The organism is Photobacterium sp. GB-50, from assembly GCF_003026755.1.
GTDB lineage: Bacteria > Pseudomonadota > Gammaproteobacteria > Enterobacterales > Vibrionaceae > Photobacterium.
This window is the reverse complement of sequence record NZ_PYNX01000030.1, coordinates 19,604-27,890: the sequence shown is the minus strand read 5'-3', so window position 1 is coordinate 27,890 and position 8,287 is coordinate 19,604. Positions and strand designations below refer to the sequence as shown.

Genomic DNA, 8,287 nt, shown 5'->3' with positions numbered 1-8,287 from the left:
GTTAGTTGTCTTTTATCTGTTTTTCTCATATTTTTATAATGTTATTTATGACGCAGTGTTTCCAATTAAGCAATTGGTCGTACATGATAAACAAAGTGAATGAACGTTTATTTTATATAACACCCGTCCGTTACATGTACCAAATTTGAAAGGTCGCTTAGGCGGCCTTTTTTGTATCAACACCCCTCTGCCCCATACCACTCCCCCTCAACACCACATTGATATAAACGGCCCATCCATGTCATTTGCATCGTTAGGGCTTTGCCGGTTTCTTTCTCGAACGTGATTCAATTTACTGTCGCAAAGCTGTTGTTAAAATCAGGATGGCCGTCTTGTTTATCAATACGGATTGTTGCGTAGCTGCCATGGCGATCAATATGCTTAACATGCTAATGGTGATGATTGATTCAAGTAAGGTAAATCCTTTAATTTTCATTGTATTAAATCCATTTTACGTAAGTTATGTAAATTGCATAAGTTAAGTAAGTTACGTAATTTAAATTAGTTTGAAGCGGTTGGTTTTCCACTCGGCGGCATCAATTAATCCGTTATCGTAATAGCCACCCCAATCGAAAAAGAATGGGCTAAAATTGCCGCTTCCTGTTATGTGGCTAACCCCAATACAGGCAATAATCATTACTACTGAAATATCTGTTACTTTGGATTTAATTGAGTTCGCGCTGGATTTTGAGGTAGTTACTTAGAGAAAAAGAGAAGTTAGGGTGTAGCAGGGCGACAATAGCGAGGGTAGTAAAAGAGAGTTAGGGTTGGTGTGTTGCTTGTGAATACACGGAAAGACCGCTCATCAAGGCGGTCTTTTTATCTGCTATAGCAATTCATTCGAATGGTTGCACCATCGGCAATATAGCTAAGTAAGGCTTTGCACTTATCAATAATGTTTTGGCTTTTGCTCTTATTAAGAAGCTGAGTCAAAGATTGAGTTAATCCGGCAGATTCATATTGTTCTAATGAAATGATCACTGCACTTGGTAATTTCTGATTGTCATTACAATACGCTTTTACAGAGACTTTCTTTGGCGAACTTCTGTGATTACTGATCTCAACGATAATATTTTCTGTCATTTATTTACCCTCGGAATAGATGAGTTAACAAAAAGCCAGCGTTGCTCTGCGGTTAGCTTTTTCGTTAATGTCGTTATTCGTTATAAAAAAGGCTGGGATCTCCCAGCCTTTTTATAGCTGTTGCTAATTACATGCGTGCTTTAAAGATCGCTACGATTTCTTCTAGGCTCGCTTTGCGTGGGTTCGTTAAAGAACATGCATCGTTTAGGGCGTTTTGCGCCATGAACGCTAGCTTGTCTTCAGTCACACCCAAATCAGCTAGGCGTTGCTTAGTACCCACTTTTTCAGAGAGTGCATCAATTGCTTCAAGGGCTGCATTTACTGCTTGATCTTGAGTCATTGCTGCTGTGTCGATACCCATTGCTTTCGCAATATCAACAAAACGCTCTGGTACTTGTTTGGCATTAAAGCGTGAAACTTCTGCCAATAGAATCGCGTTACATAGGCCGTGAGCCAGGTCGTAAACACCACCTAATTGGTGCGCCATTGAGTGAACGTAACCTAAAGAGGCATTTGAAAATGCCATCCCAGCAAGGTACTCGCCGTACTGCATTGCATCACGTGCTGCGCGGTTTTCACCGTCGTTAACAGCGGTTTCTAGGTTGTTTACAATCAGCTCAATCGCTTTAATGGCAGATGCATCAGTAATAGGTGTCGCTGCTGTTGAAACATACGCTTCAACGGCGTGGGTTAATGCATCCATACCGGTTGCAGCCGTTAGGAACTTAGGCATTGCGACCATTAGCTCTGAATCGTTCACTGCAATAATTGGCGTGAAGTGCTTATCAACCACTGGGTATTTGGTTTCATCTTCTTGGTTAGTGATGATTGCAAACACTGTCATTTCTGAAGCGGTACCAGCAGTTGTGTTTACGGTTACCAATGGAAGCTGTGGCTTTTTAGAAAGGTGTACACCTTTCGAGTAATCACGAATATGACCACCGTTCGCTGCCACAAGTGCGATACCTTTAGCAGTATCGTGTGAAGAACCACCACCGAATGAAATCACAAAATCAGAATGGCTGCTTGCAAGTAGCGCTAGGCCATCTTCAATGTTTTTCTCAGTTGGGTTAGGTTGCACACCATCGTAAATAGTGTAATCAAGGCCGTGCGCAGTAAGCTCGTCAGTTAGTTTGCTCACTAAACCCACTTCAACTAATACACTGTCTGTCACGATAAGGGCTTTTTTCAGCTCTTTTGAGGCAAGTTCAGCACCTAAAGATTGAATAGCGTTAGGGCCCATTAGTGTTACAGGTGGCATGTAGAAGACATTGCTCATAATAAAGCTCCGATAATATTAAGTAATTTATGTTGGCTTACCGCATGTGCCATAAGCCGGAATTTTTACAGAGTGTGAATAGCAAAGTGAGTGTTATCAGCGCCAAATCTTAATGGTTGTTGTTGGTGTTGATGCTAACAACAGCTCACTTACCGGAAATAAACAATAAAATGAAAAGTTAACCACTATTACGTAAACGTAATAATTAAAATGGGATGTTACTTGCCGATATCAGCGGCTTATTTATCAGCAGCAGACAGTAGCTTTTCAGCAAAAGTAAGTTGTGATGCTGATTGTGTGAATACCACACCTGAGTGTGAACGCTCTGCAGTACCTTGTTTTTGGTAGTGCGCCGCATTCATAGTGCTAGCCGCTGCTTTTTGAAATTGAACATTACCTGTGAACGCACCATCTTTTGCTGAAGCGTTGTAAGACATAGCGATGATAGCGGCTGCGATAGTTGCTTTAATAACTGTTTTCATGAGTAATAAAACCTTGTGTCTTTATGTTTGTGAACGCGTTGTGCGTTTCGATGGATGTATTATTGATAATTACACCAAAAACAACAATACAATAAAAACACAAAAGATTATTACCAATTGGTAATAATTAAAAAGGGCACAAGATAAAGGTAAGAAAAGAAGGGAGAGCAAAAGCGAAAGGTAAGTATCGTGGGCGCCGTGTGAATGAACCCCTGCATCAAGATAGTCGGGAGTAGTTGAGCCTTGGCCGGAGTTATTCAGAGATACAGCAGAAGTTAGGGTATAGCAGGGCGACAATAGCGATAGTGGTAAAAGAAGGTTAGTTTTGTCGTGTTGGTAGCAATGTCGGGGCGAATTGCTTTTACTGTGATTTGTTGCGTCTTTAACAAATATTAAATGCGGTATTTTAGCCACAAGTGATGCTTGAATGATGCAAAAACAGGGCTTAACGCCCTGTTCTTGTGTGTAATGTTCTTTTGTAGTGCGCGATAGATAAAATATGTTAAATACAGTCTTTTTTAGCTAAAAATCGTTTAAAGCGATTTTTTAATTAGTCTAAAGTATTTAAACAACAGGGAGTGTTATAAATATTCATTACAATAAATCTTTACAATAAAATCTTGTAATAGATTTTTATAATAAATCATTTAAAAACAAGGGCTTGACGGTGTTTTGGCTAGGTTGTATGGTTAGGCTATAAACATTTAATACTTGGATTTTAAAATGGATAAGATAATAGCTTCAACTCAAGAAAATGAATGGACAGGTTCAATTGCTCTAGATGACGCAGATGAACTTTATTTAAGAGAATATGCTTTAAAACACGGGTACATAGAGAGCAGTGATCATATATTAGGTTTTAAAGTAACGAATTTAACTGTATGCCTTTATTATGGAAAAGATACGTATTTGAATCTAACTCAGAAAGGTAAAGAGCCAAAAATGTCAGAGTTTGATGTTAGTATTACCGAGCTTTTTGAACTATTTAAAAGAGTGTCTTTTGCTGTATCCCGTAGAAACATTGGTAATGGTTTAGCATAGTACGCATACATTCTGATTACGTTAAAAAACCGCATCATCATTCATCATGGCGGTTTTTTGTATTTGGTATAATGGGTTAACAAAACCAAATCGGACAGGTGTCCGATATGGCTAACCACTTTATAGGTGGTCTATCTTCAACTCTCAGGCTAATTCATTTTTTTCCACTAAACACACTTCACTACCACAATGTCTTTAATGTCGGTGTAGTAATTCTCTAGCTCTAACATTTCTATTTCTCCCTGTCGTTCGTGGTAGGTGCGTTGCTGGCAAGCAAAACCGATCACGCCTTTACCAAAGCGATCGCTTAATTGGTCTAGGGTGTTGTTTAAGGTGTCTTTGTTATCAAAGCGGTTAAATAGCTCGAACTGTTTTACTTCGGCATCAATCAGGCTTGGAGCGCCTACGCCCACTTTGTATATGGGTTGCTTGGCAAGGTTGTCGGGGATCAAATCATCGAATAAGGCGCGCAGTTGTTGCAGGGCAAAACTGGTATCGGTTAGGCCGTTTTCGAGTGTCAGTTCACCACGGCGATAAAACGGCGGGCAACGGTCGTATTTTGAGGTGCTGACAAATACGGAAAGGGTTTTCATCTCGCTTTTTTGGTCGCGTATTTTGCGCATCACTTCGGCGCAGTGGTGGGCTAATTCGGCAAAAAGGTCGTCTCGGTGGTGTAGGCGATCACGGTAAGAAGCGGTAGACCATATCTGTTTTTTCTTTTCTCGCTCAACGGAAATGTCTAAACAGGCGATGCCATTAAGTTCTGAAATCACGTTAGCCACGTTGATGGAATAACGTTTGTGATAGGTTTTGGTGTCGCACTGTTTTAGTTGGTAGGCGGTTAAAATACCTTCTTGTGTCAGGTGTTTATTCAGTTGTCTGCCTATGTTCCAAAGTTTACCTACGGGCATTTGTTTTAAAACCGCATCAGTTTCTTTCTCGCTTATTAATACACATTGTCCCTGGTAGGGTTGGCAGTTCTTCGCCGCCCACGAGGCGACTTTGGCCAAGGTCAGGGTTTTGCCTACACCAGCGCCTGTCGGTACACCGGTTTCTTTGTAAATGGCTTTGCGTAGGGCTTGTACGTGTTCATTCAGATCGACGTTAATGCGGTACAGGTGGCTAACATCGTAAAACACTTCATCTACGCTGTAGCGCATCGAACGGGCACCTTGTATGTGCTTTTCAAGGGCTGTCATAAAGCGATCTGAGTGGTGAGAAAAGGTGTTGAAGTTGGCTTTATACACAATGCCTTTATGTACCCGTAGGCGGTCTATCTCTTCCCATATTGGGGTGAATTTTGAAATCCCGATGTTTGTGCAAGCACGGTTAGCGGCAATGGAAATCCCTTGGCCTGCTGTTACCAATAACGGGGTGTTTCTCAAGGCGGGCTTGTAAGTAATGCAAGATTCGGCGTAAAAGCGGGTGCCATCAAGTAAGCAAATCATAAGGTAACAGGGCGGTGTAATCGCAGGCTGTAACGCACCACGCCATGTAAGCGGGTGTAGTCGTCTTGGTTTATTGGGTGTGGCTGAAAACTGGGGTTATCTGAATACAGGGTTCTGCTGTGTAGATTTACGCGTTTTACGACAAGATCGTTGTTTAATGAAAGCACGATAACGTCTTCGTTCTCAGGGTTTAGGTGGCGCTCTAATATCAGTATGTCGTGGTCCCAAATGTACGGCAGCATGGAAAGCCCAGCCGCACGGCACAAGATGGTGGAATGCTCTTGGGTGATCACCAGTTGGTGTAGATCGAGTTCGGTTAAGTCATGGTGCCATGGTAATAACGGCGGTTTTCTGAAGTGATGGATGGAAAGAGTGATCACGCCTATTACGTGTAAGTCGTCCCACTCTTTGCCTGATGCGGCAATGTGTTGGCATAACAGGTTCCAACGTGCGATGTGGTTGTCACCGTGTTGCTCAAATACAACAAGGTCGCTATTTAGGGGCTGTAAGGCACTGTCTACGAGTAGCCAATCCCCTTTGGCGATCCCTAGCTTTTTGTAGGTGTTATCGGCGCCCATTAACCGCATAGATGAATGGCTGTGAACAAACATGGTTTGTAGGTTTAGCGATTTTTTACGAAAGCGAATAGTGGGGTTTTCAAAGCCGGTGATCCCCGCCTGTACGTAAGTGTTAAGTGTAATCATGGTTAAGTATACTGTATATATGTACAGTTATTTTAGAGGGGTTTTGGGTAGGTGGCAAGGTGGGAAGTATCGTGTCTGGTGTGTGAATGAGTCACTGTATTAAGATAGTCGAGATCAGTTAAAACTTGGGCGTCTTTATTTAGATATAAGTAGAAGTTGGGGGTAGTAGGGCGACTAGAACTAATATTTAATTTGTAAATATAATAATAGTTATATTATCTTGATTATAATATAAGTCTGCATATTTTATGCAGACATTAATTTTAAGAATATACCTAATAACAATCTGTAACAATTTAATTATTGATAACTATTGATAATATTTTTTTATGTGAAATTATTGCATGATTATTAAGTTCTTAAGCAACCAGTGATGATAAATAATAAAATAGAATTTTATCGAGATAAAAGAACAAAGCGTCATATATCAAGGTCGGGGAAGGTATTTAATCCAAATAAAATTTCTTATAAGAAAAAAGTTCTTGGGTTTGTATATTTAGACGCTCCAGAAAACTTTACTATTTATAATGAGGAAAATAGCCAGCATGTATTAAATTACATTGATAATGTGATAGAAACAGCAAAGATAAGCCCTGTTATGCTGAATTTTGAGAATACAAGGCATATAAAGGCTGCAGCTTTGCTATTACTATATTCTAAAATTGATTTTAATTTAGATGAAAATCAGTTAAAAACAATAAGAATTAAGTTTGATACTTTAAAAGGTAATGTAAAAACAGCGATAGTAGCATCTGGTATAAAAGACTTATTATTTAAAAAAACTAAAGAAACAGATATAAATATAAATAATAGAAGCTTACCTATAATAAAGGGCTCAGCAAGAGGTGAAGAGTTTGAAGTGGTTATTGATCATATTCTAACTCTAACAGAATTAAATGATGAAGGAGAACAAATATTAGGCGCAGCTATTTCTGAAACTGTAGGGAATGTTAAACTGCATGCATATCCTGATCAATTGGGTGAGAATTCTGTAAAACGATGGTGGATTATTTGTAGTCTTATTAATGATACGTTATATCTTGCTATCTATGATACAGGTGTTGGTATTCCTGAGACTATTTTTAATACTGGTTGGATTAGTTCTATTGTAAAAAAGCAACCTGAATTATTAAAGGCTGCAGTAAATAAAACAGATGCAGATTTGATTCAGTTATCAATGATTGCAGGTCAAACACAGACGAAAGAAAAAAAGCATGGCTTAGGAAGTCAGAGTATAATGCGGCTGATAGATAAAACTCCTGACGGCGAGCTGTGGATTTTTAGTAACAAAGGTGTCTATCATAAGAAAAGTAGTGAAGTAATTTTACGTAATACTGTTTCTTCTATCGGTGGTACATTAGTTCAATGGAATATAAAGATAAAATGAAAGAAATCAATGTAGTAAAGGATTTTTATCCTAGGCCAAAATGGAGATATAGACTTGAAGGTGAGGGTAGTGGTGAGGCTTTTAGGGAGGAGATATTAAGGGAACCTTTAAAAGAAGGCATGAAAATTAAGGTAGATTTAACTGGTTATAATAGATACGGTCCATCATTTATATCAGAAGCTTTTGGTGGATTGATTCGCAATGAGGGGCTCTCGCTTGAGCAGCTTCGTGGGCAGCTAACAATAGTACATGATAGTTTACCAAGTATCGTGAAATCTTGTTGGATGGAAATCGAGAAAGCAGAAAGTGAAAAATGTTAGCAGCATTAAGTGAAAATATTAAATTTATCACGCCTTTGCTTACAGTTCTTGGTTGGGGGTTTGTTCTATATAATACTAATAGATCATCCAAAAGAAGTGAAACAAGATCACAGTGTGATAAATGTATTGATAAGTTAGAAAAGTTAATTTCAGATTCAAATAAATATGTAAAAAAGAAAAATAAAGAAAAAGAAGTTAAAGTTGAAGATTTAAATAAAAATGATGATTATGACTATCAAGATACAATAAGATTGCACTTAATGTCATTAGAGCAACGCTCTAAGTATTTAAAGAAAAGAACAGCTAATAATTTTATATGTCTTGATGAAATAGCTAAGATTAGAAATCTTAGTGTTAATTATACTAATTATGAAGAGATAGAAGAAATAGCATTAGATATGATTGAGAATATAGAGGAAACATATAATGAATGTTTCCTTTATGGTATAAGAAATATTCTTCATAACGTATTAAAAGTTATTGGTTGGACATGTTTTTGGGTTATATCCGGAGTATTAGTGATATATACATTAGTATAATTTA

10 protein-coding genes are annotated in these 8,287 nt (G+C 38.6%); 4 read left to right on the top strand and 6 right to left on the bottom strand.

What is annotated here, in order from left to right; all coding sequences use genetic code 11:
* Positions 1-292: 292 nt before the first annotated feature.
* The 4 genes from C9J41_RS22190 to C9J41_RS20730 form a co-directional block, all read right to left on the bottom strand.
* The gene (locus C9J41_RS22190; RefSeq protein ID WP_107247338.1) at positions 293-436 is read right to left on the bottom strand and encodes a type II secretion system protein; all 144 of its coding nucleotides are present in this window, start codon (positions 434-436) and stop codon (positions 293-295) included.
* A 383-nt stretch (positions 437-819) separates the two neighbouring features.
* Positions 820-1,083 (bottom strand): hypothetical protein, encoded by a 264-nt coding sequence (locus C9J41_RS20740; RefSeq protein ID WP_107208032.1) that lies wholly within the window; start codon positions 1,081-1,083, stop codon positions 820-822.
* 127 nt (positions 1,084-1,210) lie between these two features.
* Entirely contained in the window at positions 1,211-2,362 is a 1,152-nt protein-coding gene (locus C9J41_RS20735; RefSeq protein WP_107294970.1) for an iron-containing alcohol dehydrogenase, read from the bottom strand.
* Between the two features lie 239 nt (positions 2,363-2,601).
* A complete protein-coding gene (locus C9J41_RS20730) occupies positions 2,602-2,844 on the bottom strand; it encodes a hypothetical protein (RefSeq protein ID WP_045085049.1) in 243 nt (80 codons plus the stop codon).
* Positions 2,845-3,567: 723 nt separating this feature from the next.
* On the opposite strand from C9J41_RS20730, the gene C9J41_RS20720 reads away from it, so the two are divergent.
* Positions 3,568-3,885, top strand: coding sequence for a hypothetical protein (locus C9J41_RS20720; RefSeq protein WP_107291496.1), 318 nt, complete (start codon positions 3,568-3,570; stop codon positions 3,883-3,885).
* A 167-nt stretch (positions 3,886-4,052) separates the two neighbouring features.
* Here the strand turns inward: C9J41_RS20720 and C9J41_RS20715 are convergent, their stop codons facing one another.
* Both C9J41_RS20715 and C9J41_RS20710 read right to left on the bottom strand, forming a co-directional pair.
* Positions 4,053-5,333, bottom strand: a complete 1,281-nt coding sequence (locus tag C9J41_RS20715) for a Y-family DNA polymerase (RefSeq protein ID WP_107294969.1) — start codon at positions 5,331-5,333, stop codon at positions 4,053-4,055.
* Complete coding sequence (locus C9J41_RS20710) at positions 5,330-6,037, bottom strand: S24 family peptidase (protein WP_107294968.1); 708 nt, start codon at positions 6,035-6,037, stop codon at positions 5,330-5,332. The genes C9J41_RS20715 and C9J41_RS20710 overlap by 4 nt, the downstream gene beginning before the upstream one ends.
* Before the next feature lie 373 nt (positions 6,038-6,410).
* On the opposite strand from C9J41_RS20710, the gene C9J41_RS20705 reads away from it, so the two are divergent.
* From C9J41_RS20705 to C9J41_RS20695, 3 genes are read left to right on the top strand one after another with little or no spacing between them, the layout of a single operon-like run.
* Positions 6,411-7,424, top strand: coding sequence for a hypothetical protein (locus C9J41_RS20705; RefSeq protein ID WP_107294967.1), 1,014 nt, complete (start codon positions 6,411-6,413; stop codon positions 7,422-7,424).
* Positions 7,403-7,744: an STAS-like domain-containing protein gene (locus C9J41_RS20700; protein WP_107294966.1), complete on the top strand. Its 342-nt coding sequence runs from the start codon at positions 7,403-7,405 to the stop codon at positions 7,742-7,744. Before C9J41_RS20705 ends, C9J41_RS20700 begins: the two co-directional genes overlap by 22 nt.
* Positions 7,738-8,283: a hypothetical protein gene (locus tag C9J41_RS20695; protein ID WP_107294965.1), complete on the top strand. Its 546-nt coding sequence runs from the start codon at positions 7,738-7,740 to the stop codon at positions 8,281-8,283. The genes C9J41_RS20700 and C9J41_RS20695 overlap by 7 nt, the downstream gene beginning before the upstream one ends.
* Positions 8,284-8,287 lie beyond the last annotated feature (4 nt).